Source organism: Kitasatospora sp. NPDC002543, from assembly GCF_053594915.1.
On sequence record NZ_JBSFWR010000011.1, the window covers coordinates 41,613 to 66,433 of the forward strand.

Consider the following 24,821-nt stretch of genomic DNA (forward strand, 5'->3'; position numbering starts at 1 on the left):
TCACCACGCCCGGCCGGCACGCCGAGCCGATCGCGAAGCACCCCCGACTCCCCTCCCCCACTGATCGCCCCACCCGAGAGGACCCGTACCCCATGACCACGCCGCTGACCGTCGAGCAGCTCCAGCCCCGCCTCGGGCAGCTCACCCTCATCGACGTCCGCTCCCCCGGCGAGTACGCCGCCGGGCACATCCCCGGCGCGCTGAACGTCCCGCTCGACCAGCTCGACCGCGCCCTGCCCGCACTGCGCCAGACCGCCGGACAGGGCGAGATCGCCGTGGTCTGCGCCGCCGGGCCGCGCGCCGCCAACGCCTGCGGCCGGCTGGCCGAGGCCGGCATCCCGACCCTCACCCTGACCGGCGGCACCAACGCCTGGGCCGGCGCCGGACGGCCGCTGGAGCAGGTGGCCGGCGCCCGCCGGGTGTGGGCGCTGGACCGCCAGGTCCGCCTGGTGGCCGGTTCGCTGGTGCTGGCCGGCGTGCTGGTCGACCTCGCGCTGCCGGGCGCCCGCTGGCTCTCCGCCGCCGTCGGCGGCGGGCTGGCCTTCTCCGCGCTGTCCAACACCTGCGCGATGGGCTCGATGCTCTCCAAGCTCCCGTACAACCGGCCCCGCCCGGGCGCCCCGAGCCTGGACGACACGCTGGCGGCCCTGCGGCGCTGAGCCCGGCGCCCCCGGCCGAGCCGGCACCTCGTCCGTGAAGGCCCCCGCCCACCCCCGTCGGGCGGGGGCCTTCACCGCTTCTCCCGGCCGCCTCCCGGAACCCTCCCGGAAGCCGTCACCGCACGACCCGTTGACGAGCCCGGGTTTCACCATGTGAAATGTCACCCATCACATGCGACTCACCATAGCCTGCCACAGCCGCATTTGAACGTTCAAACCCCGCCCGACATCCCCCAGCCCCACCCACCGACCGGAGGTAGCTCCGCCATGCCGCCCCGCCCCCGCGCCTTACCCGCCGGTCTCGCCCTCCTGGCCGTCCTCACCACCCACGCGGTCCTCGCCGGCCAGGCCCTCGCCGCCGCCCCGGCCCCGGCCCCGGCCACCGCCGGAACGGCGCTCGTCGACGGCGGCGCCTACCGGCTCGGCTCCGCCCTGGACGGCTCCTGCCTCGGCCCGCGGTACGCCGAGCCCGCCGCCGGCACCCCGGTGGTCGGCGCGGCCTGCGGGCGGCTGCTCAGCCAGCGCTGGCAGCTGCGCCGCAGCGGCACCGACTACCTGCTGGTCAACGCGGCCAGCGGCCGCTGCCTCACCCTCGACGGCCCCGGCCGGCGCCCGGCCACCGCCGACTGCGGCAGCGACCCCGCCGCCGAGCGCTTCACCGTCTCCCGCGCGCCGCAGGGCACCTACACGCTCACCACCCGCGCCACCGGCGGCTGTCTGACCGCCGACCCGGCCCCGGCGGACCGCCACTGCGACCGCCGCCCCGCCCACCGCTGGACGCTCACCCGCACCGAACCGCTGGTGCTCGCCGACCCCGGCTTCGAGCAGGGCAACGGCGCCGGCGGCTGGACCTTCACCGCCCACACCGGGACCGCCGGCAACAACCCGCACGGCGGCGCCCGCCTCGCCTACCTCGACGCCGGCCCCGGGTACGCGGTGAGCCAGCAGGTGACCGCCGTCACCGCGGGCTCCTACGACCTGTCCGCCTGGATCGCGACCGGCGGCGCCGGCGGCAGCCTCTCGGTGAGCGTCAACGGCGCCCGGGTCCGCTCCCTCCCGCTGCCCGAGCAGTCCACCTACGCGAAGTACACCCTGCCCCGGATCGCGGTCGCCCCCGGCGACCGGCTGACCCTCACCATCGGGTCCTCCCCGACCGGCTGGGTCAACGTGGACGACGCCGCCGTCGCGCCGTCCGCCCCCAACGACCCGGTCGCCGACTCCTCCGACCCCGAGCTCGTCGCGCTCTTCGACTGGGCCAAGACCAAGGCCAACAGCTGGGTGCAGCAGGCCGGTTCCACCGGCGTGCTGGACCAGGACGAGAACCACCCCGGCGGCACCGGCACCACCACCTACGACGCCACCTACTGGGCCGGCTACCCGTTCCGCTCCGGCTTCTACAGCCGTGACTTCGCCCACCAGCTGGTCGGCGCCCACCTGCTCGGCCTGGACGCCGAGAACAAGACCATGCTGCGCGGCTTCGCCGCCTCCGCCACCGAGGTCAACAAGCTCTACCCGGTCTGGGCGCTCGACTTCGACGCCCGCAACCCGCTGGCCATCGACTACCGCGGCCCCGACCGCTTCGTCCGCGAGCTGCCCGCGCCGTTCGAGCTCGTCCAGCAGGCCGGCGAGGCCTACCGCTGGACCGGCGACCGCGACTACGCCGAGGACCCGGGCCTGGGCCGGTACGTCCGCAACACCCTCGGCCCGTTCATCACCGCCCGCCCCGGCCCGGTCGACAACGGCGGGGTGCCGATCCCCCAGGCCACCAGCCGCTCCATCTTCGCCGGCACCGCCAGCTACGCCGAGAACGCCACCCGCACCTACGCCGAGGCCGGGGACGCGGTCGGCTCCCAGTACCAGGCCTACCTCGCCGCCGCCGTACTGGCCGACGCCCGGGGCGACGCCGCCTCCGCCGCCGACTACCGGACGGCCGCCGACCGACTGCACGCATACGTCAACTCCACCTGGAGCGTCGACGGTTCGCAGCCGGGCGAGATCGTCCACGGCTACGACACCGCCGGCAAGCCGGTCACCGGCTGGGGCTACGAGGCGAGCGTGCTGATGCCGGTCAAGCGGCTGCTCGACCCGGGCCCGCGCCTGGACGGCCAGCTCGCCGCCATCGACGCCGCCGACTCCGGCCCTGAGCGCTCGGCCAACCTGGAGGCCTACACCTACCTGCCGGACGCCTTCTTCGCCGGCCACGACCCCACCACCGCCTGGAAGTGGATGCGGCACGTCTACGAGAGCACCGGCGAGCCGCACACCAGCGGCGCGATGCTGAACGGCGACTACCCCGAGGTGCCGTTCACCCTGCTCTCCCAGACCGTCCAGGGCCTGCTCGGCGTCGCCCCGGACGCCGCCGGCCACGCGCTCGCCACCACCCCGCGGCTGCCCGCCTCGATGGGCTGGCTCCAGGTCGCGGGCATCCCGGTGGGCGGCGGCGCGGTGACCGTCCGGCACGACGGCGCGCGGCGCAGCACCGTCACCAACACCGGTACCGAGCCCATCAGTTGGGAGGCCCGCTTCCCCGGGGCGCACGCCGCCCTCACCGTCGACGGCGAGCCGCGCGAGGCCCGGACCGCGACCGTCGACGGCACGACCCACACCCTCACCACCGTGACCCTGGCGCCCGGCCGCTCCGCGACCGTCGCCGTCACCGACTGACCCCCACACCGCACCACCGCGGCCGGCCGGGCCCCACCCCGGCCGGCCGCACTCCCCTCTCCCACGAGGCTTCCTGACGTGTCGTCACATCCCCCACCACCCCCAGGAGGGCGCACATGCGCCGAACCCGCCGCCGTCTCGCGGCATCCCTGCTCTCCCTCGCCCTCGCCACCGCCGGACTCGGAGCCGCCGGCCTCACCACGGCCGCCCCGGCCGCCGCGCTCGGCAACGGCAACGCCCTGACCCCGCCGATGGGCTGGAACTCCTGGAACTCCCTCGGCACCGAGGTCACCCAGGAGCAGGTCGTCCAGACCATCGACTTCATGGCCGCCAACGGCCTGGTGGCGGCCGGGTACGACACCGTCACCATCGACGACGGCTGGTCGCTCTGGCACCGCGACGGCCAGAGCACCGACCTGGTCCGCAACGCCGACGGCGGCCTGCAGCTGTACGACGCCGCCGGGAACCCGGTCAGCGGCACCGACGGCACCGGCGCCGACCCGACCTCCGGCCACCTGATCCCGCGCCCCGACCACTTCCCGTCGCAGACCGTGGGCGGGCACACCGTCAACGGCATCGCGTACCTGGCCCAGTACGCGCACAGCAAGGGCATGAAGTTCGGTCTGTACGCCACCGACACCTACCTCACCTGCCAGATGCACCCCGGCAGCCTCGGCCACGAGTCCACCGACGCGGCCGACTTCGTCTCCTGGGGCGTCGACTTCGTCAAGTACGACGACTGCCCGTACGGCCCGGCGATCACCGGCCCGGACGGGCACGACTACGGGACGCAGGGCGAGGGCAAGGAGCTGACCCGCTCCGTCTACGCCCGGGTGCAGACCTTCCAGCGCGCCCTGGACGCCGCCTCCGCCGCCCAGGGCCGGCCGAAGGTCACCCTCAGCGTCTCGGCCCAGCCCGTCCACACCGGTCTGCCGTACCTGCTCGCCGCCGACGACCCGGCCCGCACCGACCCGGTGGTCCAGACCGCCGGGACGCCGCCCTTCCACGCCCCCGGGTACGCGCCCACCGGCGTCTGGTGCGGCCAGGTCGCCAACCTGTGCCGGATCGGCGGGGACCGGGACAGCGAACTCGACGGGGTGCTCTGGAACGGGCAGTTGCAGACCGCGCTGCAGTACCCCGGCAACGTCCGCCCGGGCAGCTGGAACGACCTCGACATGATGTTCACCGGCTGGCAGGACGTCTACGGCCTGTGGGGCACCACCGACACGTGCGTCTGCCACAAGCCGTTCACCGACGACGAGTCGAGGACGGAGGCCTCCGTCCTCGCCATGCTCGCCGCGCCGCTGATCTCCGGGGCCGACCTGCGCACCGCGGCGCAGTCCCAGCACAGCGACCGCGGCTACACCTGGTCCACCGGGATCAGCGACACCAGCCTGGCGATCCTCAAGAACAAGGACGTCATCGCCGTCGACCAGGACGGCCTGGCGAAGCCCGCCACCCTGGTCGGCGCCAAGCCGGCCGACGGGCACGCCCCGGTGGTCCTCAAGCGGCAGCTCGCCAACGGCGACACCGCCGTGCTGCTGGTCAACCAGGACCCGTCGGCCGGCCGCACCGTCGCCACCAGCCTCGCCGAACTCGGCCTCGGCGGATCCGGCTACCAGGCCAAGGAGCTGTGGACGGGGGCGGGTTCGACCATCACCGGCCCGATCAGCGCCTCCCTCCCGCCGCACGGCGCGGCCCTCTACCGGCTCGCCAAGCAGGGCACCGGCGGGCCTTCCGGCGTGGTCGACGACGGCGCGTACCACTCCCTGAGCAGCGGCGGCCTCGCGCTGTCCCTGCTCGGCTCCTGCACCGCGCCGCTCGGCTCGATCACCGACCTGGAGGCCGTGCGCCCGGGTGACCCGGCGCAGCGGTGGACCTTCACCAGCAACCCGGACGGCACCGTCCGGATCAGCGACGGCTGCGACACCGCCACCCACCGCCACACCGTGCTCTCCGCCGGGAACTCGTCCGGCTACAGCGCCTACCTGCTGGACCCGTCGCCCGGCAACCCCTGGCAGGAGTGGAAGCTGACCCAGGACCAGGCCACGGGCTCCGTCACCGTCACCAACGTCGCCACCGGCCTCGCCCTCGACGCGGGCGCCGGCACCGCCGGAACCCCCGTCACCACCCGCCCGGCCACCGGCCAGCGCTGGACCCTCGGGTCCTGAGCCTCGCGTTCGACCTCACGGGTCACCCGACCCGCTGATCTGCGGTTCTTCCCGAGACAGCGGAGGCGGCCGTTCTCCGCGCTTCGAGGTGTCGAGTCACGAAGCACGAGAGAACGGCCGCCGTCCGTGAGTCTCCCGGTCGATGCGCCCGACATGTGGGTTTCGCGGACACCTCGGCCGGACCCCGGCGAGGGACGGCGCCGGTCGGCACCGTCGGTCCCGGGGGGGCCCGGGGGCCCGGGGGCCCGGGGGCCCGGGTGCGGGCACCCTCCCGGGACGTCGCGCCATGGACACACTGATCACCGTGCGCCCCGGGCGAGTTCGGTTCCGGACCGGCCATGACAGGCCGTTCGCGCCATTCCGGGTCGGGCACCGGCCTCCCCGCCCGGACCCCTGGCCCCGCTCCACCCGCCTGCCTATGCTGCGAGGCGTGGGGTGTGAGGTGTGACACCTCACACCCTCCCTCGGTGATCGCCGAGGGCAGCAGACCCAGGAGGAACCCATGAAACGTGTTGCCACCGTGCTGGCCGGCGCCGCTGCCCTGCTGGCCCTGACCGGCAGCCCGAGTGCTCTCGCCGCCCAGCCCGCGACGGAGCCGACCGGCCCGGTCTGCGGCTCGCCGGGCGCGCCCGGCCACCTGTCACTGCGGGCCTGTGTCAGAGTCTCCGGCAACCAGGTGTACCTGAGCGGGCTCGCCACCCCGACCAGCCCGGCGACCTGGCAGGCCCAGCAGATCGGCTTCACGCTGTCGGGCACCGGGATCGGCGCCCCGAACGTCAGCAACCTCAGCGCGACCGTCCTGGTGACAGCGAGCGAGACCAGCGTCGGCACCCTCACCGCCACCGTGCCCTGCGGCACCCACGTGACGGCCGCGTTCAGCGTGAGCCAGCCGGGCTGGGCCCCATCGACCTCGACCGTCTCGACCACCGTGGCCTGCTGACCCCGCCCAGCCCGTCCGTGCCGCACCGTCAAACCGCGCCGCCCCGCTCACCCCGCTCGCTCCGGGCGGAAGCGGGGCGGGCTCCCGTGCCGGCCGTCCGGCGCACAGAGCGGGCGGCCGGCATCCGGACCAGCACCGCCACGCTCAGGCCGAAGATCACCACGCCCAGCGGGACGTGGACCGACGGCACGTGCGCGATGCCGAGGACCACCTGCGCCGAGGCCAGCACCAGGAAGCCGGAGGCGTGCAGGACCGGTCGGAGCGAGCCGCCCCCGGGCCGCCAGGCCAGCACGGCTGCGAGCAGGTAGAGCATCGACGCCCCGTACATCACCCGCGCGCCGACGCCGTGCAGCGTCTCGCCGTAGGAGGTGGAGAGCAGCAGGCCGGCCGTGGCCGCCTGGAAGAGGACCGCGACGGTCTGGAGCACCACGGAGACCCTGAGGAAGGCGCGGGTGCGCGCTCCGGTCTCCGCCGTCCCGGTCGTCCCCGCGGTCGTTCCGATCGCCATGGGTGGTCTCCTCTTCTGCCTCGCGGCGGTTGATCGGTAGTGTCCGGTGATCCGACGACACAGCGCGGCGAAGTGTGAGGCGAGGCTCCATGACGGACGAGCAGACGCGGGTGGCGGCCCCGGCCGCGGGCGGCGCGGCCGCGCCGGACCCGGGCGTGGTCCTCGGCGAGCGGCGGCAGCTGGTCAACCTCGCGTACCGGCTGCTCGGTTCGCTGGCCGAGGCCGAGGACGCGGTGCAGGAGGCGTACGCCCGCTGGTACGCGCTGTCCGGGCCGCGGCGGGCGGCCGTCGCCTCCCCGGGCGCCTGGCTGTCCACGGTGACCGGCCGGATCTGCCTCGACCTGCTCGGTTCGGCGCGGGTGCGGCGGGAGCGCTACGTGGGTGAGTGGCTGCCAGAGCCGCTGCCCGACCGTACGCAGTGGGCCGGCCGCGGCGGGCCGGCCGACCCGGCGGAGTGGGTCACCCTGGACGAGTCGGTGGACATGGCCCTCCTGGTCGTCCTGGAGACGATGACCCCGGCCGAGCGGGTGGCGTTCGTCCTGCACGACGTCTTCCGCTACCCGTTCCCCGAGATCGCCGGGATCGTCGGCCGGACCCCGGCGGCCTGCCGGCAGCTGGCCGCCTCGGCGCGCCGCCGGGTCGGGGCCGCCGGGGCCCCGGCGGTGCCGGCGGGCGAGCGGGCCGCCCTGGTGCGGGGCTTCAAGGAGGCGTGGCAGGCCCGGGACATCGCGGCCCTGGTGGGCCTGCTCGCCCCCGACGCCACGATGACCGCCGACGGCGGCGGGCTGGCCGGCGCCGCCCTGCGGCCGGTGGTGGGCGGCGAGCGGATCGCCCGGTACCTGGTCCACTTCGCGGAGCGGGCGCCCGGGCTGACGCTCCTGGAGCGCTCCGTCAACGGCCGCCCCGGCCTGGTCGCCCGGAGCGGCGGACGCACCGCGACCGTGGCGGCGTTCGAACTCTCCCAGGGCCGGATCACCCGCATCTGGGCGGTCCGCAACCCGGAGAAGCTGCGCCCGTGGACGGCGGGCGACACGTCCTGAAACCCCCGTGCCGCGCACGCCCCGGGCCGCCGTTCCTACAGCTCCTCCACCACCTCCACCCCGGGGCACGCGCGCGCGAGGTCGGCGAAGAACCGCTCGGTGTCGACCACGGCCTCCGGTGGGTGCACCCCCGCCGGGCGCACCGTGCCGTCCAGCAGCTGGGCCAGCCCCAGCCCCGCCGGGACCCCGGTGGCCTCCGCCATGTCCGCGAGCAGCCGGTCCGCGCCGTCCAGCCGGACCAGGACCGCGGCCGGGCGGCCGTCCCGGGTCCCGGTGGCGGCGGCGAAGAACGGCGGGAGGGTGCCCGGGCCGCGCAGCCGGGGGGCGCGGGCGGCGGCGCGCAGGGTGCGGCGCACGGTGGGGCGGTCGAGGTCGGCGGCGGCGCTCTCGTTGGTCAGCCGCCCGGCGTCGAGGTCCTCGCGCAGGACGTCCAGGTAGGCGGCGGTGCCGGCGGACACCACCATCAGGCAGGCCGCGTCGCCGCCGGGCCGCAGGCTGCGGTGCAGGGTGACGGGCTCCGGGTGGCCGACGGTGTAGGCGGTGCCGCGGTGACCGCCGGGCAGGTCGAGGGCGACCGGGCGCAGCGGCGGCCGGCGGACCGGCCGGCCGGCCTCGACCACCGCGACGGTGCCGCTGAGCTGCTGCATCCAGTGCACGGCGGCGGCGGAGACCGTGCCGGCGGCGTCCCGGAGGGAGGTGTCGGGCTGGGGGCCGACGTCGACCGGCCAGGCGGTGTGCACGTCGGTCAGGGTGTCCAGGCGGGCGGCGGCGCGGGCGGCGAGCAGGTTGCTGACGCCGGGGCTGGCGCCCATCCCGAGCAGGGCGCGCACCCCGGCGGCGCGGGCCTCGCCGTCCAGCTCCAGCATCGCGACGGTGGGTTCCCAGTCGTCGCAGATGTCCAGGTAGTGGGTGCCGGTGCGGATCGCGGCGCGCAGCACGTCCGGGCCGTGCCGGTAGTACGGGCCGACGGTGTTGAGCACGGCGTCAGCCTCGGCGAGGGCGGCGTGCAGCTCCCGTCCGTCCGTGACGTCGACCCGGCTCGCGCGCACGGGCACCGGTGAGCCGGCGGCGAGCAGGGCGGCGGCGCGGCGGGCGGCGTGGAGGTCGCGGTCGGCGACCACCAGTTCGTGGACACCGGGCAGGGCGGCCGCGACCCGGGCGGCGACCCGGCCCATCGCGCCGGCGCCGCCGAGGGCGAGCAGTCTCATCGCGGGTCAGCCCTTCCGGTGGTCGGGTGAGCGGTGGTCGGGGAGCGGTGGTCCAGCGAGGCCAGGAAGTCGCGCATGCCGTCGAGGTAGCCGGGGGTGAACAGCGAGCGGGGTGCGGCCACGGCCAGGAGGGTGCTGCGCAGCTCGGAGTCCTCGACGTCCTTGGGCACCATGTTGTGGGTGGAGTCCGGGAAGCGCAGGACCCGCAGCAGGCCGGGGGCGGTGACCAGGCGGCGGTAGCCGGCCTCGGTGTCGTCGCTGTCGACGTTGACGTCCCGGCCGCCGAGGACCAGTTGCACCGGAACCCGGAGGGCGGCGAGGTCCTCGGTGGCGTCGGAGGAATGGTTGCGCTTGTTGAACGCCCACCGTTCGGGGGTCAGCCCCTCGGTGTCGCCGCCGGCGGCGCGGTACTGCTCGAAGGTCGAACTCGCCTTCAGGGCGGCCAGGTCGCGGTCGCTGCGGGCGACGGCGGCCGCGGTCTCCTCGGGCGAGGCGTGCCGTTCCCGGAGTTCGGCGAGCAGGTTGTAGCGGCCCTGCTGGAGCCAGTTGACGGCGGGTGCGACGGCGATCAGGAACCTGACGTCCGGGGACTGCCGGGCCGCCCTTGGCATCACCCAGCCGGCCTGGCTGGCGCCCCAGAGCCCGATCCGGTCCGGGTCGATGCCGGCCTGGGACTTGGCCCAGCGGATCGCGGCGAGGGTCTCGTCGGCGCGGTCCTGGATGCTCTGGTCCAGCCAGTTGCCGGGGGCGTTGTTCACGCCTGGCTTGTCCCAGGAGAGGGTGGCGTACCCGGCCTTCGCCATGGCCTCCCAGAGCGGCCGGTAAAAAGTGTCGTGGGTGGCGTCCGTGGGCCCGTCGCCGTGGACGAAGACCACGAGTCCGTACGGGCCGCGGCCGCCGGTGGGACGGGCCAGCACGCCCTGGAGCGGCTGTTTGCCGCCGGTGACGACGACCCGCTCCTCCCTGAGGTCGTACTCGTTCTGGTACACCACCCAGCCGCCCGCGCCGGCCAGCAGGACGGCCACGGCCAGCAGCGGCACCCAGAGTCGGCGGCGGGGCCTGCCGAAGATCCTCATATCGCTCACTCACCAATCGTTCGTTCTGAAAACGACCGTAGCAGATATGAAAGAACTTGGATGATCGTCATACCGGAGATCCCGACCCGGGTACCGGTGGACGCGCCGACCCCTGTTGTCGGTGCGGCGTGCGAGGCTGGGGGCATGTGCGGCCGTTTCGTCTCCACCACCACGCCCCAGGACCTCGTCTCACTGCTCGGAGAGCTCCGGTGGGACCCGGCCGAGACCTTCGCGCCGAGCTGGAACGTCGCCCCGACCGACCCGGTCCCGGCCGTCCTGGAGCGCCTCGACCACGAGACCGGCGAGCTGCTGCGTCAACTGCGGCCGCTGCGCTGGGGCCTGGTCCCGTCCTGGGCCAAGGACCCGTCCGGCGGTGCCCGCATGATCAACGCCCGCTCGGAGACCGTCGACACCAAGCCCGCCTTCCGCAAGGCCTTCACCGCCCGCCGCTGCGTGATCCCCGCCGACGGCTACTTCGAGTGGCGCGAGGTCCCCGCCACCGCCGAGCACAAGAAGTACAAGCAGCCGTACTTCCTCAGCACCGGCGGTGTGATGCTGATGGCCGGGCTCTACGAGTTCTGGCGCGACCGCACCCGCCCCGAGGACGACCCGCTCGCCTGGCTGGCCACCGCCACCGTCATCACCACCGACGCCACCGACTCCGCCGGCCGCGTCCACGACCGGATGCCCCTCACCATCGCCCCGGACGACCTCCCCACCTGGCTCTCCCCCGCCCACACCGACCCCGCCGAACTCCACCACCTGCTGCGCCGCCCCGCCGACGGCGCCCTGCGCGTCCGCGCCGTCCCCACCACCGTCAACAGCGTCCGCAACAACGGCCCCGAACTGCTCGGCCCCGCACCGGACCCACTGGGTCTGGCGGACTGAGCCCGAACCCCGGAGAGCACATGAACGGCACCCCCGCGAGCGTCGTCGAGACGGCGTTCCGCTGCTACCGGTCGCAGGACCGGGCGGCCGCCCTGCCGCTGTACGCCGAGGACTTCACCTTCACCAGTCCCCAGGACGACCGCATCGGCAAGGAGGCGTTCTTCGCCCGGTGCTTCCCCACCGCCGACCGCTTCACGGAGCAACGGCTGCTGCACGTCACCCCCGCCGACGGGGAACTCGTCTTCGTCCACTACGAGTACGAGCTGACCACCGGCGAGCGCTACCGCAACGTCGAGGCGATCACGGTGCGGGACGGGCTGATCCGGGAGGTGCAGGTCTTCTTCGGCGGACGGATCTCCTAGGGACTCCGGTCCCCCGGCCGGTCAGGGGCGGCGATGCCGCGGTCGGTCACGGGGCGAGGGTACTCACCCCGTGACCGCCGGGGCGGCCCCGGGGCGGCCGAGCGGCAGCAGGTACTGGATCGGCTCGCCGAGGTCGTCCAGGCCGAGGAGTTCGTGGGCCAGGTCGTCCTGGAGGCCCCCGAGGGGCGTGGTGCCGAGGCCGAAGGCGGCGGAGGTCAGCAGCAGGTTCTGCGCCAGGTGGCCTGCTTCGAGCAGGCCCAGGCGCAGGGCGCGCAGGCCGTAGCGGCGGCGGAGGTGGGCGAGGTCGACGTACACGGCGAGGACCGCGGGGGCCCGGTCGATGCCGACGGCGTCCGGGTCCTCGGCCGGGCGGGAGAGGTAGGAGGAGAGCGCCTTGAGGTCGTCCAGGGCGGGGGCCGGGCCGAGCGGGCGCAGGCTGCGGTGTTCCGGAAGGCACTGGTAGGTGCCGGCGGGCAGGCCGTCCACGGCGAGTGCGAGCAACCGCAGCCGCACGGTGTGCAGGGCGCCGGCGCTGGGGTACGGGCGGTGGCCGGTGGCGGCGTCGGGGGCGAAGGCGTGCCAGAGCAGGCCGCCGAGGGCGCCGGCGGTGAGCGGGCCGGTCAGCGGGCCCCGGGTGGAGCGGCGGGTGCGCAGGGCGTCGGCGAGGGTGACGGCCGGCAGCGGGTCGGCGGGCAGCGGGTGGTCGCCGGGGCGGGGAGCGGGGACCGGGTGGTGCGGCAGGTCGCGCAGGGCGGTGTCCTCGCCGCGGCCGATCTGGAACTTGCTGCGCTCCAGGTACTGGTGGTCCGGGGCGTGGTGGTCGGCGGGGAAGAAGGTGAACGGCCGCCCGGTCTCCAGCAGGGTGCGGGCGGCGAGCCGGCAGACCGCCCGTTCCTCGTCCGGGCCGACGCCGATCCGGTTGAACAGCATGTGCAGCTGGGAGGCCCAGACCCAGGAGAGCCGCTCCTCGGCCCCGTCGGGCGCGGCGGCCCGCATCCGGGCGGCGGCCTCGGCGACCCGCGCCGCCCACGCCGCGAGCCAGGGGGCGGCCGTTCCGGCGTCCAGCGCGGTGCGCAGTTCCCGGGCGCGCCCGGCCAGGGCCGTCCGCTGGCGGGCGAACACCGTGTTGACCCGGACGTGCACGGCGGCCCCGGGCAGCGGCCGGAACTCGGTGACCCATCGCCAGGAGGCGGCGTGGCCGCGCAGCCAGCGGGAGGCTTCGAGTTCGTCGAGGCCGAGGGCGTGGGCGGTGGTGTGGGCGAGGTCCAGGGCGAGCGGCAGCCGTTGCGTGCCCCGGGCGCCGAGGGCGTGCAGGGCGCGCAGGGCGGTGCGGGTGGAGTGGGTGAACACCTCCTCGGCGATCGGCAGCAGGGCCGCGCCGCCGTAGCGTTCGGTCTCGGGCTCGTACCGGACCTCGGTGACCTCGCCGTGCCCGGCCGCGAACGGGGCGTCGAGCGGGGTGCGGCGGGTGGCGAGGCGGGTGAGCTCGGCGGCGGGGGAGGCGGGCGCCCGGCCCCGGCCCGGGTCGCGGTAGCGGATGCGCAGGTGGGGGCCGCCCTCGCCGTAGCGGATGAAGAACCAGTCGGCGCCGACACGTTCGTCCATCAGCGGGGCGAGATCCTCGGTGAGGAAGGCGTCGGCCTCGCGGGCGGACAGCGGCAGGGCGAGGTGCAGGCTGCGCCAGGTGGCGACCGACGGCGCGTGGGTGGTCATCGCGTGCTCTCCGGGGGTCAGGGGAACGGGTGCGGGTGGAGGGGCAGTTCGTCGTGGCGCAGCGGCGCCGGCGTACGGCCGAGCCGGTGCGGGACGTCCAGCAGGCGGGGCAGGCCGCGGGTGCGGCGGTTGGCGTGGCCGAAGGTCATCGGCAGCGTGCCGGGGACGACGACCTTGGCGCAGTGCAGGCCCAGCCGGCCGCGGGCGCCGGGCTCGTCCTGGGTGACCACCAGGGTCTCCAGGCCCTCCCCGGCCAGCCGGTCCACCGTCCGCTCCAGCAGCCCGGTGAGGTCGGTGACCGGCTCGGGCGCTCCGGGCCAGCGTTCCCGCCACGGCACCGGCGGCGGGCCGGCGAAGAGGAAGTCGAGGCGGGGCTGGGCCTCGGGCAGGGCGTTGAGGCCGACGTGGTCGTCCAGGGTGACGACCAGCTCGGGGCGGTCCAGCATCGGCCGCAGCCGACGCGGGTCGCGCGGCCCGCCGGGGGCGGCGGCGCGGTGCGGCGCCTCCTGGACGTTGGTGACCACCTCGGCGACGGCGGAGCGGATCGCCGTCCGCGGGTCGTGGTGGGCGCCCGCGGCCAGGAAGGTGCGCGGGGCGTCGGGATGGTCGCCGCGGTGGCGGCAGAGGGCGATCACGGCGGGGACGCCGAGGTCGTTGGTGGCGTCGAGCAGGGTGAGCCGGTAGCCGAGCAGCCGGGCCCGGTCGGCGAGTTCGGCGATCCGCGGGTCCTCGGTGGGGACGGCGACGCCGGGCAGCGGGGTGCGGGCGTACCAGGCCATCAGGAAGGCGTCGCGCTCGGCGACCTCGAACAGGCCGTAGAGCGCGGCTTCCTGGGGGCTGTTGCCGAGTCCGCAGCCGTTCGAGGACTCGTAGACCACCCGGGGCCGGTCGCGTCCGGGCACGTCCCAGTAGGCGACGTGCTCCGGGACGGCGACCGGGCGGCGGTGGGTGAGCGACCAGCCGTACACCCAGTCGAGCGCCAGCTCCTGGGTGTACGGGACGGTGGCCACGGCGGGACGCCCCGGCCGGGTGTCGTCGGGCAGGCCGAGGCGGACCGGGTCGAGGACGGCGTCCGGGCCCTCCCGGTCCGCCAGTTCGGCGTAGGAGGCGCGCAGCGCGGTGCGGCGCCCGAGCGGCCGCATGCCCGCGTACCGCTCCACCGCCTCGAACAGCGCGACCCGTTCGCTGGAGCGGAAGTCCGCGGCCCGCCCGTACCCGCCGTCGTCCAGTGCCCGGCCGTCGGTCACCCAGGCGGTGGTGAGGGCGAAGGCGGAGTCCTCGGTGCGGAACAGCCGGCGGACCGGGCCGAACCGCTCGTCGTACAGTTCGGCCCGCAACCGCCCTGCTCCGGTGCGGTCGTTGGGGCCGCGCAGGACGGCCGGGTCGGGCAGCGGGCGGGGGGTGGCGGGCAGCCGGGCGGCTTCGGGCGTGTCGGCGGGCAGCGGGTGGCAGACCTCGCAGCCACCGACGGGGCGGACGCGGTGGGTGGACCAGGTGGCCCGGCCCCCGTGCACCACGTGGACGGTGGCGGGGCGGGCGGACGGCTCGGCCCCGGCCGCGGGTTCGGCTTCGGCCTCGGCCGCCGCATCGGCTTCGGTTTCGGCGGTCGGGGCGGCTTCCGCGGCCAGCGCGGCGGCGAGGGCGGTCACCGCCTCCGTGAAGGCCGGGGTGCCGGTGCCTCCGAGCGCCAACTCCGGGCTCTGCCAAGGCACCCGGCCGCCGCTGGTGGCGAGCCGCTGGTACTCGGCGCAGGCGAGGCAGGCCGGCGCGCCGGGGGCGAGCACCGGCCCGACCACGGTCAGCGCGCCGTCCTCGCGCACCGGCACCAGGCGTACGGGGTGCGCCAGGGCGTGCCGGCTGAGCCGGGCGGCGAGGCCCAGGGTCCACTCGGTGAGGTGGACGACGGCCGTACCGCTGGTCGCGGCCAGGGCCTGGGCCGGTGTGAGGACGGTCAACTCGCTCATGGGCGGCCTTCCTCGGTGACGAGCGCCGTGAAGCCGCAGCCGTCCAGGGCCTCGGCGAACGGCCGGGCCCCTGGGGCGGCGGGCCGCCAGCGGGTGGTGCGCAGACCGGTGAGCCGGGCCAGCGCGGCACGCAGGTCCGGCTCCCGGCCGGCGAGGTCGGCGAGCCAGCGGTCGGCCCAGCCCGGGTCCGTCCAGGGGGCCGGGGTGCGGCCGGCGGCGGCGAGCGGGGCGGCGGCGCCGGACAGGGTGGTGTGGTGGGCGGCGGCGAGTCCCGCGTCCCGGGCCAGCAGGCGGGTGAGGGCGGCCAGGGCGGCGTGGGCGACGGCGTCGGCGGGGGTGGCCTCAACCGCCCACCTTTCCTCCGTCCGCGCCAGATAGACGCGCTCGCCCGTAGATTGACGGACAGTCAGTTTCGGAGCGCGGCCGAGCCGGCGGGCCAGGGTCCCGTACCAGTGCGCGGCCTGCGGGTGCTCCCGCCAGGCGGACTCCGGCACCGCGCGGCCGCCCCGGACCGGCCGCCCGAGCAGGGCCCGGCGCAGCGCCCGGCCGAGGGCGTGGTCGGGATCGACGCCGACCACGGGCACGGCTCCCCCGCTCACCACTGCCAGGTGGAGTTCGGCGGACCGGCAGGCGGCGGCCAGCCGGGCGAGGTCCGTCCGCACCGCCCCGGCAGCCAGCGGGCCGGCCGGGGTGCCGCAGGAGACCAGCGCCATCGGCAGCTGCGGGAGCTCGCCCGGGGAGGGCGCCTCCAGCACGCCCAGCCTGGGGTCGCCGAGGGCGGTCACCCGGCGCAGTGCCTCGGCCAGGTCCCCGGGCGGCGCCGCGACCTGCCCGGGGCCCGCCGCCCACGGGCGGTGCTCGGCGTGCGGCGGCCGGGCCTCGGCGACCAGTACGGCGGGGCGCCCGGCGAGGAGGCGCGGGTCGTCGCCCGCCTCTCCCGGATCCGGCAGGCCCGCGACGGCGCAGAGCAGCCGCTGGGCGCCGGCGGCGGCGAGCAGCGCGAGGAGCGCGGGTGACGGCCGCGCACCCGGTTCGGCCTCCAGCCGGGCGGCCAGTGCCTCGGCGTCCGTCCTGGCCCGCGCCGGGTCGGCCGGCTCGGTGACGAAGCCGCCGTCCGCGTCGCACTGCACCGCGACCGCCGTCTCGGTCGCCCGGGCCGTCACGGTCGCCACGGCTACCACCCGGCCGGCGGGCAGCCCGGGGTCGGCGAGCACCACCGGGGCGGCCGTCCCGCCCCGAGCGAGGGCCCGCACCACCGCGCGGGCCAGCGGGCCGTCCGGGTCGGCGGCCGACACCGCCGGACGGGCGGCCGCGAGGGCCGCCGCCGCACCGGTGGGGTCCTCCGCCATCGCGCCGGGCCAGGGCGGCAGCGGGGCCCCGTCCGGGTGGTCCACCAGCAGGCCGTGCTCACGCAGCCGGGCGGTGACGGTGGCCAGCGCGGCCGCCACGTTCGGCTCGACCGCCGCCTCCGCGACCGTACCGGCGGCGTCCGCGTCGGGCCCGAGCCGGGCGGCGAGCACCCGCCACAGGGCCGGCAGCGCCCGGCTGCCCTCCAGGGTGACGCTGGTGTCGCGGGCGCGCAGGTGCAGCCCCTCGCGCAACGGGGTCACCGCGACGCCGGGGCGCAGCCGGGGCCGGGCGGCAGCCGGTTCGGCCGTCATGCCGCCCCCTCCGTCACGCCTGCCGACTCCCCGGCACCCGCCGTCTCCGGGGCGCCCGCCGTCTCCGGGGCGCCGAGAAGCGTCTGCCAGCGGTGCCCGGTCAGCTCGGGCACGCTGCGCACCAGCAGGTGGGCGGCGAGGTAGCGCTCCAGCGGCCGGACGTCGCAGATCGCGAGCAGCCGGTAGAGGCCGTTGGTGCCGGTCCGGTTGATCAGGTAGTCCGGGCGGTGCCACATCGTGCCGTCGGGGTCGGCGCGGTGCAGCAGCCGGTGGAACTCGCTGTAGCGGGTGCGCAGTCCGGCGTTCCAGCGTTCGGCGGTGGCCGGGTCGCCGAGGGCCTCGGCGCGCTCCCGGTACCCGGCGTGGCGGCCGCCGAGGTCGGCTCCGGCCGCCAGCCGCCGCTCGGCGAGGCTCCAGGCGCTCGCCGACCAGTGCGCCCAGTCACGCTCCCAGCCGCGCGCGCCGCCGCCGGCGATCCGGCCCACCAGCGCGGTGACCGCCGGGCCGGTGCGCTCCCAGCGGCGCTCGAAGCCGGCCCGCAGACGGCCGTCCGGGTCCTCGTGGAGCAGGAAGTCCTCCAGGTGCGAGAGCACCGAGTAGTGCGCGCCGACCAGTCCGTCCGGGTGGGCGGTGGCGTGCGCGGCGAGGGCCGTCACCACCAGCTGCACCCGCGCCTGCGGGGCGTCGCCGTGCGCGCCGAGGAAGTGGCAGCCCGCGTCGAGGGCGGGCAGGCCGAGCCGCAGCAACTCCTCGCGCAGCTCGGCGGATTCGGCCCCGATCAGGGACCGCAGCGCGTGCTCGTCGGCCCGGTCGAGGGGCGCCGCCACCACGGTGTTGTCCGGCACCAGCGGCGCGTACGGCGGCGGGACCAGCTCCGCCCGTCCCGCGGTGGCGGCCTCGGCGAGCAGCTGCTCGTCGGAGCGGTCGGCGACGGAGGGGTGCGCGGCCGCCCACGCCCGCAGCGCCTCGGCGGACCGCCGCGCCGTCCCGCCCACCCGCTCCCGCGGGCCGCGCAGGCGCAGCCGCAGGTGCGGTCCGAACCGCCAGTGCCGCTCGACGTGGGCGGCCAGTCCCTCGGCCGCCGCCTGCCGGGCCAGCGGCAGGACGGCTTCGCGCAGCGCGCGGGCCTTGTCGGGCCGGTAGTGGTACAGGACCACGTCCCAGGCGGTCTCGGCCCCCTGGCCGTCGGCCGGGTCACTCATCGGACGCCTCCTCGGCGATCGCGCTACGGACGGATTCGGGGGCGGCACCCTTCGCGCCTGACCGGCCTGACCGGCGCGACCGGCCCGGCCGGTACGTCTCCACCACGAGTTCCACGGCCCGGGTCGGCTCCGTCCGCCCCGCCACGGCCGGCAGGGCCTCCTCCAGCACCACGCCGTGCGGGTACCGGGCGAGCCACTTCGCGAGGTGCCGCAGGTGCAGCGGGTTGCCGAGGTCGAGGGGCTGCGGCTTCGGGGCGCGCAGGTGGGCCACGAAGGCGTCGGCCGGCGTGCCCCCGGCGACGGCGGCCGTCGGCCCGGGGTGGAGGAACAGCTGCTCGGGCAGTCCGAGCCGGGCCCGCCAGCGGGCGACGGCCCCGGCCGGGACTCCGCCGACGCCCGGGTCGGCGGCGAGTTCGGCCCGCAGGGCGTCGAGTACGCCGGTCGGCAGCTGCCAGCGGCGGCGGGCGAGGACGACGTGCCGGTGGCGCAGCCTCGGGGTGCGCAGCACGGTGCCGCCGGGTGCGGTGAGGGCGGTGCGCGGCAGCAGCGGCCGGAAGTCGACGACCCCGTTGGGGTGGTCGTTGAGCAGCGGGCCGAGCCGTCGGGGCAGCATGACCGGTGCGAGGAAGCCGAGGTAGAGCACGTCGAGCAGCTCGCCGGTGCTCCGCAGCCGCAGTCGCAGCTGGTCGTCCACCGGGTCGTGCACGAGGTCGAGGTCGGCCTCGGAGAGGCCGGTCCACCGCCGGTCGGGGCCGATCTCCTCGGCGAGCAGCCGTGGGTGCAGGTTGGCGTTGAAGCCGCCGACCGGCCGGACCTGCGCGGCGCGCGCGCCGGTGCCGAGGCCGTCGCGGATCCGCCGGGCGACCTCGGCGGCGGCCCTCGGCGGGAGTTCGTCGAGGAAGCGGCTGGTGAAGCGTCCCCAGCCGCCGTAGACGTGGTTGACGCACACCAGGCCGTCCACGGAGTCGCGTTGGAGGAACCAGGAGTAGCTGAGCGGCCGGGCCGCGGTCCAGCGCGGCAGTCGGGCGGCCAGGGCGCGGACCCGATCCGCGGGGAGCACGAGTTCGCCGTCCGACTCCGGCAGCTGGGCGAACTCCTCGCGCAGTGCGGCCAGTTCCGCCGGGAGCGCCGGGGCCGACCAGGCCTCCGCCGCGTCGGCGCCGAAGTCCCAGGGCGCGTCGCAGACCCCGCCGACGCCGTAGCGGGCGACGAAGCGGTCGCGGGCGGCCCGGCGCATCAGGTGGCCGTGGTCGAACAGCTCGGCGAGCGCGGTGAGTTCCGCGATCGCCGCCCGGTCGGCCGGGTCCGGTCCCGGGTGTCGGGGCGTCGGCGTGTGGACGTCCTCGCTGAGGACGCTGAGCGGCGCGGCCTCGTCGGGCACCGGCCGTCCGGTGTCGGCCAGCAGCCCCCGCCAGCGGTCGGCGAGGGCGGCCAGCAGCGCCGGGCGGCCCTCGCCGGGGGTCTCGGCCAACTCGCCGGTGAGCACGTCGATTTGCTCGATCCGCCGGGCCAGGGAGGCGTCCTCCGGCCAGTTCCGGAGCCAGTCGGCCAGGCTCCGGAGCGGCCGGCGGTCCTGCGGGTCGACCGGCTCGGTGGGCACCAGCAGGCGGGCCGCCAGGAGCTGCCCCACGAAGCGGTGCACGGCCTGGTCGCCGCCCGGACGCCCGAGGGCCTCGGCGAGCCGGGCGGCGAGCCGGTCCGGCGGGTCCGGGATGGCCGCCAGCGAGGCGAGCAGGGCCAGTTCGGGCCGGTCCGCGAGTTCGACCTCCTCCTCCCGGGTGACCAGATAGCGCCCGCCCGCGAACAGCACCTCGGCGCGGGCGTAGCGGGCCCGGCCGTCGGCGGCCCGGGCGGCGCTGGTCATCCGGTGCGGCAGCGTCCGGCTGCGGCGGGGGTCGTCGAGCAGGGCCTGGACGAGCGCGGCGACCAGCGCCCGGTTCTCCCGGACGACCGCCCGCGGCCCGCCCGCCGCCGCGCCGGCGCCCTCGCCGGCCCAGCCGACGGCGGTGAACCAGGACAGCGGGCTGGTCTTGGCGGTGGCCCTCAGGGCGTGCCGCAGGACGGCCGCCTCCTCCTTGCGGGCCCGGCCGCGCGGATCACCGGTCGCGCCCGCCGTGTTGGCCACCGCGCGCAGCAGGTCGGCGCTGGTGAGCGCGACGGCCCGGGTGAACGCGGGCTCGCGGCAGACGGCGGCGAGGGCGGCCCGTTCGGCGGCCAGGGCGGGCGGAACGGCCTCGGCGAGTGCGGCCAGCAGCCGGGCCCGCCGCCGTTCCAGCTCCAGCCAGGCGGCGAGGCGCGGGACGCGGCCCGGCAGGTCGGCGAGCCGGTCGAGCAGCGCCGTCCGCGGCGGGCGGCCGTTGTGCAGGTCGCGGCGGAGCGGCAGCACGACCCTGCGGTGGAACTCCTCGTCGTGCCCGGCCCGGCTGGCGTACAGGTCGTCGCAGAGGGCCGGCCGCAGCGCCTCGTGCGCGGCCTCGACGGCGGCGAGTCCGCCCAGCAGCACCCGGGCCTGCGCCGAGGCGGCGGACTGGGCGGGCCGGGCGAGCACGGTGGTGCGCACCAGGGCGTGCCGCGCGGCGTACGCGACCGGGGCGGGTGCGGAGACGGGTGCGGGCTCCAGGGGGTCCCGGGGCCGGGCGGCGCGGTTGGGCATGGCGGTTCCCTCCGGCGGGGCCTGGGGTCTGTCCTCGGACGCGCGTCTGCGGGGCGACACCGGGGCACGCAGCTCACCCCGCGTACGCGGGACGGACCCGGCGCGCCCGGGTGGACGCGCCGGGTCCGTCCTGGTGCGGTGGCACCGGCCTCGGAAGGCCTGGCCGGCAGGGCCCGGCTCAGCGCCGGGCCCCGGTGGCGGATCGTCAGCCGATCGGGACGTCCGTCACCTGCGGCTGGGCACAGGAGGACGAGCCCTGGCAGGAGCAGGAGCCCCAGGACGCGCCGTTCTCCGGCAGCGCGACGGTGTCGCGCAGCGAGGTGACGGTCAGCTCGCTGAGGTCGAGGTCCTGAAGGTCGAGGCCCTCGGCGGCAGCGGACATGGTGGTGTCGGACATGGCGAACTCCCTCGGAATGGCAGGCGTGCCGCCGGTCGGACCGGACGGGCGTGCCTGCGGAACGGGTGCTGCGGGACGTGCCGGGTCCCCCGTGGGTGCGCCGCCCGCGGGTCACTCGGACCCGGGCTTCGCGCCGCCCGAGAACGACTCTAGGCAGCGGGCGCCGGCCGGCGGTACGGCCGGCCGGCACCTTGGCCGGGAGCCCTCGCCCCGGCGACTCAAGACCGGTTCGGCTCCAGCCGCACTCCAGCGGACCCCCACGGGCCCCCGATCACCGCCCGATCCGCCCGCGACCGGCGCCGGGCGCGGGCGTGCTCCGGGGGCCCCTCCGGCACGTGGCGGGTGGCTCCGCCGGCGGGGCCCGGCGGGGCTGGCGCTGCGGCTCGACGGCAGGGTGCGGGCCGGTGCCGGCGGCCACCGCCCGGGGCGTCCGGGCCGGATCCGGCGGACGACGGGTGAGGCGACGGCGGGCAACCCGGTTCAGGGAGCACTGCGGGGCTTCTCGACCGGCGCCGGACCGCGGACCGAGCACACCGCTTCCGCGGCAGCGGCGGCGAGGGCGGGAGTTCGCTGAGCTCCGAGACGGCCGGAAGGCGCTCACGCGCGGGTCCGGGCGCCTCGCTCCAGGCCTCCGGCCGCGCGCCGAGCACCGCCGCCGACAGATCCCCTTCGAACAGGCCGCCGTCCGCCACCGAAGCGCCCCCGAGCAACTCCCTTGCCATCCAGATGACTTGGGCGACTTCCGCGTCCTACCGGACCGGCGGCCGCAGGTCCTCGGGGCCGGCCCACCGACCGGCCTCCGACGGAGCCCGCCGCACGGTCGCCATGAGGCGGCTCGCGTCGCCCACCGGGGCCGGCCGACGACGGCGTTCGGCCGCTTCGAGGGAGCCATCGCGGTTCACGGGTCGAGTCACCGGGTGGTGGTCCCGCGCCGGGCCGCGCCGCTGCCGGCGGCGGGGCGGCGACGACACCGGGTGGCCGAGCGCCCCGGACCCGGCCGCCGGCTCCTCGGCGCCGCCACCCCGCTCAGTGCGGCGGCAGCGACCCCGGCACCGGCCCGCCCCTCCGGGCGAGGCGCCGCAGGAAGGTGGCGACGCCGGGAGTGCCGACCGCCCAGGCGCGGGACTCCGCGTCCGGCCGGCGGCCGGGCAGCACCGGGCGGGCGGGCGGCCCGCCGGCCCGGGTGAGGATCAGGGCCGCCAGTTCCTCGGCGGCCGCCCAGTGCCGGGCCTCGCCGGTGGCCACCGCGAGGTCGACGAGCAGGTCCCCGACGCCCGCGAGGCCGCAGCAGCGGAAGACCTGCGCGGTCCTCGGGGCGAGTGTCCGGCAGGTGTCGGCGGCTTCGACGGCCAGCGCCAGCAGGTCGTCGTCGCCGTACTGCCGGCCGGCCTGGACCAGCAGTGTGCCGATCCCGGCCAGTCCCCGGCACCAGGAGAGGTAGCGGCGGGTCGCCCCGGGTGCGCGGGCGGCGGCCAGGATGCCGGGGAGGCCTGCCGCGAGCCCGTCCACGAGCTCCCGCGCGGTGTGCCGGGACACCTCGTCGGGCATCGCGAGCAGGAAGTGGGCGATGCCCGCGCGGCCGTGCGCGAAGCCCTCGGCGAGGGCCGCGGTGCCGGGGTTGGGTTCCTCCCCGAGGTCGTCCAGCGGCCGGCCGACGAGGCCGGCGGCGCAGTCGGCCGCCGCCGCCCGGTGCGCTCCGGCCGCCGGGCCGAGGGCGGCGAGCAGCAGGTGGCCGGTGCCGATCCCGGCGGTGCCGGCGATCTGGTCCACGCCCGTCCCCTCGTACCGGCGGTGCCCCGGGGGCTCGGTTCCCAGCGCGGCGGCGGCCTCGGCGAGGAACAGGTCGACGCCCGTGCGGCCCTGGTGGAGCGAGCCGTCCAGGTGGTCGAGGCCGGGGTGGGTGGACGTCCAGTGGGCCAGTTCGGCGGCGGCGGCCCGGGCGTCCGGGCGGTCGGGGTGCTGGAGCAGTTCGAGGCCGAGGCCGGCCGCGCCGTCGTACAGCGAGAGCAGGGTCCGGGGCCGCTCCGCGCCCGGGTCGGCGGCCACCAGCTCGCGGGCCATCCGGACGCAGTCGGTGACGAGGTGGTCGAGTGCCTCGGTCGGCCGGCCTCCCAACCGTCCGGCGGGCAGGGCCCGCCGGGCCGGCAGGGTCCCCGTCCGCAGGCGGGCCGCCGCCGCGGCGCGGCGCGCCTGATCGAAGCTCAGCAGGCCGCCGACGAGCTCCGCCGCCGGGTGCCCGGGATCCGGGAGGGCGGCGCGCAGGCAGGCCAGGGTGCGGTCGCGGTTGGTCGCCGGGTCCGGATCGATGACCACCGGGTCGAGCCCGGTGAGGGCGTGGTGCAGGGTGGCGCCGAGCGCGTAGTGGTCCTCGGTGGGGTCCTCGCCGGTGGCGCCCGGCAGGCCGTACCCGGCGGTGCTGCCCGGCGGGCGGCGGCCGGCCAGGGCGCTCACGCCGAAGTCGACCAGGGCGGGCCGGCCGTCCCGGTCGAGCACCACGTTGGCCGGCTTGAGGTCGCAGACCACCACGCCGCGCGCGTGCACCGCGTCCAGCACCCGCAGCAGCCGGCGTGCCAGCGTCCACCAGTCCCGTCCGCCCGCGGCACCGGCGTCGGCGGCTGCCGGGCCCTCCGCGCCGTACGGGCCGGAGGTGAGCACCTCGCGGCGCAGGTCGATCCGCCCGCAGGCGGTGCTGACCAGGTACTCGTCGGTGCCGTGCCGGAAGTAGTCGACCACCGCGGGCACGCCGGGGACCCCGGCCAGTGCGTCGAGCACCCGGCGCTCGTGCCGCAGCCGGCCCCGCGCGTCGGTGCCGTCGCCGTCCTCGGCGACGAAGGCCCGGGCCTGTTTGACCACCACCTCGCGCCCGGTGGCGAGTTGGACCGCCCGGTAGACGTGGCCGCTCGGCGCGCGGGTGATGCCCGCGGTGATCCGGTAGCGGCCGGCGCCGATCCGGGTGGTCGCCGGGCGGGCGGGGGCGCCGGGCGTTTCGAACGGGTCGCCGGCCCACGGCGGTCGGCGGTAGCGGGCCTCGGCCAGGCCGGGGAACAGCGAGCCGTCCGGGCCCGTCATGCCGGCCCGGGCCTCGTCGTCGGTGACCCGGAACGGCCCGTAGCGGTAGTGCACCGGCGCGTCCGGCCGGACGCGCCGGTCGCTGACCACGGCCGGGCCGTCCCAGCCGGCCAGTACCTGAGCCAACTCCGTTCCCAGCGCGCGGACTTCCTCCGGTCGGGGGTAGACCGTGACGGCCTTGCCGACGGCGGCGGCGCCGCACCGGCCGCTGTTCAGCTCGTGGAGCGCCACCGCGCTGACCGCGAACTTCACGTCGCAGACCCGGCCGAGCAGGATCGGGAGCACCGTGTCCAGCAGCGCCGCGAACCCGTCCGGACGGGCGGACAGGTGCAGTTTCCAGCCGTGGGCGAGTTCCGGCATCCTCGGGTCCCGCAGGTACCACCACTGGCCGTCGGTGCGCAGCGGGCGGCGGGGGCCGGGCGCCCGGGCGGCCAGGTCCTCGGCCCTGCGCCGCAGTTCCTCACCCGGCGCTTCGGGCGCGGGGTCCGGCTGCCGGGCCGGCGCTTCGCTCCGGCCGGTCTCAGCGTCCCTCCGCCGGGCCGGCGCCTCCGGACGGCGGGCCCCGGCGGAGCCGGGGTCGGGCGGTGCGTTCATGGTTCCGTCCTCCCCCGGTCCACCGTGGTCCGCCGTCCGTCGGGATCCGGGT

17 protein-coding genes are annotated in these 24,821 nt (G+C 77.0%); 7 read left to right on the forward strand and 10 right to left on the reverse strand.

Features of this window, described 5'->3' with window-relative positions; genetic code table 11:
• Positions 1-92: 92 nt before the first annotated feature.
• The 4 genes from ACWD4P_RS07680 to ACWD4P_RS07695 all read left to right on the forward strand — a co-directional run bounded on the left by ACWD4P_RS07680 (position 93) and on the right by ACWD4P_RS07695 (position 6,434).
• On the forward strand, positions 93-659 hold the full coding sequence (locus ACWD4P_RS07680) for a rhodanese-like domain-containing protein (protein WP_449778922.1): 567 nt from the start codon (positions 93-95) through the stop codon (positions 657-659).
• Between the two features lie 267 nt (positions 660-926).
• Positions 927-3,323, forward strand: coding sequence for an RICIN domain-containing protein (locus ACWD4P_RS07685; RefSeq protein ID WP_449778923.1), 2,397 nt, complete (start codon positions 927-929; stop codon positions 3,321-3,323).
• 116 nt (positions 3,324-3,439) lie between these two features.
• A complete protein-coding gene (locus tag ACWD4P_RS07690; protein ID WP_449778924.1) occupies positions 3,440-5,494 on the forward strand; it encodes an alpha-galactosidase in 2,055 nt (684 codons plus the stop codon).
• 502 nt (positions 5,495-5,996) lie between these two features.
• Positions 5,997-6,434 (forward strand): hypothetical protein, encoded by a 438-nt coding sequence (locus ACWD4P_RS07695; RefSeq protein ID WP_449778925.1) that lies wholly within the window; start codon positions 5,997-5,999, stop codon positions 6,432-6,434.
• A 28-nt stretch (positions 6,435-6,462) separates the two neighbouring features.
• Here ACWD4P_RS07695 and ACWD4P_RS07700 read toward each other — a convergent pair whose 3' ends face one another.
• Entirely contained in the window at positions 6,463-6,942 is a 480-nt protein-coding gene (locus ACWD4P_RS07700; protein WP_449778926.1) for a hypothetical protein, read from the reverse strand.
• 89 nt (positions 6,943-7,031) lie between these two features.
• On the opposite strand from ACWD4P_RS07700, the gene sigJ reads away from it, so the two are divergent.
• Positions 7,032-7,982 (forward strand): RNA polymerase sigma factor SigJ, encoded by a 951-nt coding sequence (sigJ, locus tag ACWD4P_RS07705; protein ID WP_449778927.1) that lies wholly within the window; start codon positions 7,032-7,034, stop codon positions 7,980-7,982.
• 35 nt (positions 7,983-8,017) lie between these two features.
• Here sigJ and ACWD4P_RS07710 read toward each other — a convergent pair whose 3' ends face one another.
• Together ACWD4P_RS07710 and ACWD4P_RS07715 are read right to left on the reverse strand one after the other, a co-directional pair.
• Positions 8,018-9,190: a saccharopine dehydrogenase family protein gene (locus tag ACWD4P_RS07710; RefSeq protein WP_449778928.1), complete on the reverse strand. Its 1,173-nt coding sequence runs from the start codon at positions 9,188-9,190 to the stop codon at positions 8,018-8,020.
• Positions 9,187-10,266 carry an alpha/beta hydrolase family protein gene (locus ACWD4P_RS07715; protein WP_449778961.1) on the reverse strand — a complete coding sequence of 360 codons (1,080 nt, stop codon included), beginning with the start codon at positions 10,264-10,266 and terminating at the stop codon, positions 9,187-9,189. Before ACWD4P_RS07715 ends, ACWD4P_RS07710 begins: the two co-directional genes overlap by 4 nt.
• A gap of 144 nt (positions 10,267-10,410) precedes the next feature.
• On the opposite strand from ACWD4P_RS07715, the gene ACWD4P_RS07720 reads away from it, so the two are divergent.
• Together ACWD4P_RS07720 and ACWD4P_RS07725 are read left to right on the forward strand one after the other, a co-directional pair.
• The gene (locus ACWD4P_RS07720) at positions 10,411-11,154 is read left to right on the forward strand and encodes an SOS response-associated peptidase (RefSeq protein WP_359831472.1); all 744 of its coding nucleotides are present in this window, start codon (positions 10,411-10,413) and stop codon (positions 11,152-11,154) included.
• 20 nt (positions 11,155-11,174) lie between these two features.
• Complete coding sequence (locus ACWD4P_RS07725; RefSeq protein WP_449778929.1) at positions 11,175-11,516, forward strand: nuclear transport factor 2 family protein; 342 nt, start codon at positions 11,175-11,177, stop codon at positions 11,514-11,516.
• A gap of 63 nt (positions 11,517-11,579) precedes the next feature.
• Here ACWD4P_RS07725 and ACWD4P_RS07730 read toward each other — a convergent pair whose 3' ends face one another.
• The 7 genes from ACWD4P_RS07730 to lanL all read right to left on the reverse strand — a co-directional run bounded on the left by ACWD4P_RS07730 (position 11,580) and on the right by lanL (position 24,769).
• Positions 11,580-13,229, reverse strand: coding sequence for a thiopeptide-type bacteriocin biosynthesis protein (locus tag ACWD4P_RS07730; protein WP_449778930.1), 1,650 nt, complete (start codon positions 13,227-13,229; stop codon positions 11,580-11,582).
• A gap of 17 nt (positions 13,230-13,246) precedes the next feature.
• Entirely contained in the window at positions 13,247-15,193 is a 1,947-nt protein-coding gene (locus tag ACWD4P_RS07735; RefSeq protein ID WP_449778931.1) for a TOMM precursor leader peptide-binding protein, read from the reverse strand.
• On the reverse strand, positions 15,190-16,854 hold the full coding sequence (locus tag ACWD4P_RS07740; protein ID WP_449778932.1) for a hypothetical protein: 1,665 nt from the start codon (positions 16,852-16,854) through the stop codon (positions 15,190-15,192). The genes ACWD4P_RS07735 and ACWD4P_RS07740 overlap by 4 nt, the downstream gene beginning before the upstream one ends.
• The gene (locus tag ACWD4P_RS07745; protein ID WP_449778933.1) at positions 16,851-18,056 is read right to left on the reverse strand and encodes a lantibiotic dehydratase C-terminal domain-containing protein; all 1,206 of its coding nucleotides are present in this window, start codon (positions 18,054-18,056) and stop codon (positions 16,851-16,853) included. Before ACWD4P_RS07745 ends, ACWD4P_RS07740 begins: the two co-directional genes overlap by 4 nt.
• Entirely contained in the window at positions 18,049-20,709 is a 2,661-nt protein-coding gene (locus ACWD4P_RS07750) for a lantibiotic dehydratase (RefSeq protein ID WP_449778934.1), read from the reverse strand. The genes ACWD4P_RS07745 and ACWD4P_RS07750 overlap by 8 nt, the downstream gene beginning before the upstream one ends.
• Before the next feature lie 205 nt (positions 20,710-20,914).
• Positions 20,915-21,106 carry a thiazolylpeptide-type bacteriocin gene (locus tag ACWD4P_RS07755; protein ID WP_359831049.1) on the reverse strand — a complete coding sequence of 64 codons (192 nt, stop codon included), beginning with the start codon at positions 21,104-21,106 and terminating at the stop codon, positions 20,915-20,917.
• A 1,026-nt stretch (positions 21,107-22,132) separates the two neighbouring features.
• On the reverse strand, positions 22,133-24,769 hold the full coding sequence (lanL, locus tag ACWD4P_RS07760) for a class IV lanthionine synthetase LanL (protein ID WP_449778935.1): 2,637 nt from the start codon (positions 24,767-24,769) through the stop codon (positions 22,133-22,135).
• Between the last annotated feature and the right edge of the window lie 52 nt (positions 24,770-24,821).

Coding starts and splice junctions, on each gene's coding strand:
- ACWD4P_RS07745 (WP_449778933.1), bottom strand. CDS start 18,056: ATGAGTGACCCGGCCGACGGCCAGGGGGCCGAGACCGCCTGGGACGTG.
- ACWD4P_RS07715 (WP_449778961.1), bottom strand. CDS start 10,266: ATGAGGATCTTCGGCAGGCCCCGCCGCCGACTCTGGGTGCCGCTGCTG.
- lanL (WP_449778935.1), bottom strand. CDS start 24,769: ATGAACGCACCGCCCGACCCCGGCTCCGCCGGGGCCCGCCGTCCGGAG.
- sigJ (WP_449778927.1), top strand. CDS start 7,032: ATGACGGACGAGCAGACGCGGGTGGCGGCCCCGGCCGCGGGCGGCGCG.
- ACWD4P_RS07720 (WP_359831472.1), top strand. CDS start 10,411: ATGTGCGGCCGTTTCGTCTCCACCACCACGCCCCAGGACCTCGTCTCA.
- ACWD4P_RS07690 (WP_449778924.1), top strand. CDS start 3,440: ATGCGCCGAACCCGCCGCCGTCTCGCGGCATCCCTGCTCTCCCTCGCC.
- ACWD4P_RS07695 (WP_449778925.1), top strand. CDS start 5,997: ATGAAACGTGTTGCCACCGTGCTGGCCGGCGCCGCTGCCCTGCTGGCC.
- ACWD4P_RS07755 (WP_359831049.1), bottom strand. CDS start 21,106: ATGTCCGACACCACCATGTCCGCTGCCGCCGAGGGCCTCGACCTTCAG.
- ACWD4P_RS07750 (WP_449778934.1), bottom strand. CDS start 20,709: ATGCCCAACCGCGCCGCCCGGCCCCGGGACCCCCTGGAGCCCGCACCC.
- ACWD4P_RS07725 (WP_449778929.1), top strand. CDS start 11,175: ATGAACGGCACCCCCGCGAGCGTCGTCGAGACGGCGTTCCGCTGCTAC.
- ACWD4P_RS07730 (WP_449778930.1), bottom strand. CDS start 13,229: ATGACCACCCACGCGCCGTCGGTCGCCACCTGGCGCAGCCTGCACCTC.
- ACWD4P_RS07710 (WP_449778928.1), bottom strand. CDS start 9,190: ATGAGACTGCTCGCCCTCGGCGGCGCCGGCGCGATGGGCCGGGTCGCC.
- ACWD4P_RS07680 (WP_449778922.1), top strand. CDS start 93: ATGACCACGCCGCTGACCGTCGAGCAGCTCCAGCCCCGCCTCGGGCAG.
- ACWD4P_RS07700 (WP_449778926.1), bottom strand. CDS start 6,942: ATGGCGATCGGAACGACCGCGGGGACGACCGGGACGGCGGAGACCGGA.
- ACWD4P_RS07735 (WP_449778931.1), bottom strand. CDS start 15,193: ATGAGCGAGTTGACCGTCCTCACACCGGCCCAGGCCCTGGCCGCGACC.
- ACWD4P_RS07740 (WP_449778932.1), bottom strand. CDS start 16,854: ATGACGGCCGAACCGGCTGCCGCCCGGCCCCGGCTGCGCCCCGGCGTC.
- ACWD4P_RS07685 (WP_449778923.1), top strand. CDS start 927: ATGCCGCCCCGCCCCCGCGCCTTACCCGCCGGTCTCGCCCTCCTGGCC.